General features: G+C 71.1%; 2 protein-coding genes. One reads left to right on the plus strand and one right to left on the minus strand.

What is annotated here, in order from left to right:
• The coding region (locus ON39_RS01970; protein WP_040730121.1) for a tetratricopeptide repeat protein at positions 1-2035 on the plus strand (2035 nt) is incomplete at its 5' end.
• Between the two features lie 20 nt (positions 2036-2055).
• On the opposite strand, the gene ON39_RS01975 is transcribed toward ON39_RS01970, so the two are convergent.
• On the minus strand, positions 2056-2547 hold the full coding sequence (locus tag ON39_RS01975; protein ID WP_040730123.1) for an inorganic diphosphatase: 492 nt from the start codon (positions 2545-2547) through the stop codon (positions 2056-2058).
• Positions 2548-2813: the final 266 nt, after the last annotated feature.

The raw sequence follows: 2813 nt of genomic DNA on the forward strand, positions 1-2813 counted from the left end.
CGGCCAGTTGCACGTCGATCTGCACGGCTTCGCCCAGGCCCGCGGGCATGGCCCGGCCGGTCGGTCCGGCACGCCCGCGGCGGACACGCTCGGCGATTTCCTACGCGCCCTGGGTATTCCGGAGGGCGAGATCGCGCCGACGCTGGCCGAGCGCTCGGCCCAGTTCCGCAGCTTCCTCGACGGCAAGCGGGTGCTCGTCGTGCTGGACAACGCGCGCGACGTCGACCAGGTGGCCCCGTTGATCCCCGGCACGCCCGGCTCGGCGGTGCTGATCACCAGCCGCTCGTCCATGCCCGAATTACCCTGTGTGGTAGGGGTTCTCGGCGTCCGGCTGGATGTGCTGGCCAGGGCGGAGGCACGCACGCTGCTCGCCGGGATCGCGGGCTTACGGCGCGTCGCCGCCGAGCCCGCCGCGGTGGACAGCGTGCTCGACGCGTGCGGCGGGCTGCCGCTCGCGGTGCGGATCGTCGGCGCCCGGCTGGCGGCCAGGCCGAACTGGAGCATCGGCAGCCTGGCCGAGCGGCTGGACGACGAGAAGCAGCGGCTCGGCACCCTGCGCAGCGGCGACCTGGCGGTCGAGGCGGCGTTCCGGCTCAGCTACGACCAGCTGGATCCCGTACGGGCCAGGGCATTTCGCCTGCTGGCCGTGCCGGAGGTCGCGGAGATCTCCCTGGACGGCGCGGCCGCGATCCTCGGCGCGGATCGGCGGCTGGTCGAGGAGATCTGCGAGTCGCTGGTCGATCTGAATCTGATGGAGACCAGCGCGTCCGGTCGCTACACCTATCACGACCTGCCCCGCCTGTTCGCCCGCGAACTGCACCTGGGCTCCGACGACCGGGAGCCGGTGTCCGGTGTGTTGTGCCGCCTGCTGGACTTCTCCCTGGCCACCATGAAAAACCTTGTAGCGGTGTGCAATCCGGGATCACGCCTGCCGGAGTATCTCGCGCCGACCTCGGCCGCGGGCCTGCCGTTCACCGACAGCCTCGCCGCCCAGTACTGGCTCGACGTCGAGCGCCCCAACCTGATCTCGCTCTACGAGCAGACCGCCCGCGTCGGCGGACCCGCGCTGGCGCTCGCCGCCGACATCGCCTGGGCCACCGCCGAATTGATCGACGGCGGCCCGCAGTGCCAGGAGCTGTCGCGGGCGCTGAACACGCTGCTCGACGCGGGCCTGCGGGCCGGCGACCGCCGCGTGGAGTGCCGGATCAGGGTGACGCTCGGCACGATCAACAGCTACTCGCTCGGCACGCTGCGCCAGGGCCGCGATCACGTGCGCATCGCGCTCTCGCTGCCGCCGGAGTCGCCCGGCGATGTGCGACTGGCCGCGTTCGCCGGGCAGTTGCTCGCGTCCTCGACGCGGACCGGCACGGAGACGGCCGCCTCGCTCGCGCACGCCGAACGCGCGATCCGCCTGGCGCGGCGCGTCGAGGATCCCGCGGTCGAGTGCGCCTGCCTGGTGCACATGGCCAAAACCCTGTCCGACGCAGGGCAATTCACCGAGGCGCAGGAGCGGGCGACCGAGGCGAAGACCCTGGCCGCCAAGATCGGCAACGCCGCGCTGGAGGCCATGGCGACCCACGAGCTGGGCGCGAGCCGCGGATTCCAGGGCGACCATCCGCGCGCGATCGAACTGTGCCGCGAGTCGGTCGAGCTGGCCCGGCGCAGCGGGGTGGAGCTGCGCGAGGGCTGGGCGCTGGCGCGGCTGGCGCACGTGCACATGATCGCCGGGCAGTTGCCGGAGGCGGAGCCGGTCGCCGAGGCGGCCACGCGGATGCTCAACCGCACGATCGGCCCGCTGTCGCGGGCGCGCGTGCTGGTGATGCACGGGCTGATCCTGCAGGCACTCGGGCGAGCCCATCAGGCCTACTGCGTATTTCGTTCGGCGGCTGAGGCTTTCGCGCTCATGGAGGACGCGGACTTCAGCCACGAACGGCTCGACGGCGAGGTGGAGGCGCCGATCCTCGCGCTGCTCGGCGAGCACCTCGAGCAGGTCATCGCCGAACGCGATCGACGGCGCGCCGCGGCGGCCGATTAGCCGCCGCGGCACGGCGGGGCTCAGTGGCCGCCGTTGTCCTTCAGCCGCTGGATCGAGGCGCTCACCTCGGCCTCGGCCTCGGCGCGGCCGACCCACTCCGAGCCCTTGACGTACTTGCCGGGCTCGAGATCCTTGTAGCGCTCGAAGAAGTGCTTGATCGCGGCCAGCTCGAACTCGGGCACATCCTTCAGATCCTGGATGTGCTCCCAGCGCGGGTCGCCCGCGGGCACGCACAGCACCTTGTCGTCGCCGCCCGCCTCGTCGACCATCTTGTACATCGCCACCGGGCGCACCTCGATGAGGCAGCCGGGGAACACGGACTCGGGCAGCAGGACCAGCGCGTCCAGCGGGTCACCGTCCTCGCCGAGGGTGTTCTCGATGTAGCCGTAGTCGGCGGGGTAGACCATCGACGTGTAGAGGTGCCGGTCTAGCCGGACCCGCCCGGTCTCGTGATCGACCTCGTACTTGTTCCGAGAACCCTTGGGGATCTCGATGGTGACGTCGAACTCCACGCCATCTCCTTCGGTGCATCTATGAGCATGAGCAGTCACGACTGCCGACTCGCCAGGTTGTTCGGGGGAACGGTTGCGCAACGAGGATAGTGTGGTCGGCGGGGATATGGGTGCGGCAGGCGGCTGCTGCGGAAATCGGTCGAGGAGAGCTGCGGGCTGTGGTTGGGAAGAACATCGGTGGCTTGGCCGCCCGGCGGCGCCGCAGGATATGGATCGCGGTCGGCGTCACGCTGGCCGTGGTCCTCGCGGCGGGCGCCGGCGTGCTG

The sequence above is a fragment of the Nocardia tenerifensis NBRC 101015 genome (assembly GCF_000308715.1).
Taxonomy (GTDB): Bacteria; Actinomycetota; Actinomycetes; order Mycobacteriales; family Mycobacteriaceae; genus Nocardia; species Nocardia tenerifensis.